We start from the raw sequence: 305 nt of genomic DNA on the forward strand, positions 1-305 counted from the left end.
GCCGGTGGCCAGTACCAGTTTGTCATAGGACAAGGTCTCTTCTGCGCCGGCCACGTTGACCACCACCTGCTTGCGTTCCAGGTCGATGTGCCGGGCCTTGGCATTGAGCTTGAGATCGAACTGCACCGGGCTGCGGCCGGCGTCAAAGAAACCGGGCGCCACCAGCGAGAGATCTTCCGCGCTCTTGCCGGCAAAGAATTCGGAGAGGTGCACGCGGTCGTAGGCCGGGCGTGGTTCTTCACAGAGGATGGTGACCTTGAGGTCGCCCGCGCCGCTCTCGGCCAGGCATTCCAGGAATTTGTGGC

At 63.0% G+C, this 305-nt stretch carries 1 pseudogene; it reads right to left on the bottom strand.

Going from position 1 to position 305, the window contains the following annotated elements:
* Nucleotides 1-305 (bottom strand): annotated as a pseudogene (locus ACZ3HG_RS23310) (nitrite reductase (NAD(P)H)); the annotation flags it as partial.

It is taken from the genome of Erwinia sp. PME.40.26/001 (genome assembly GCF_055556675.1).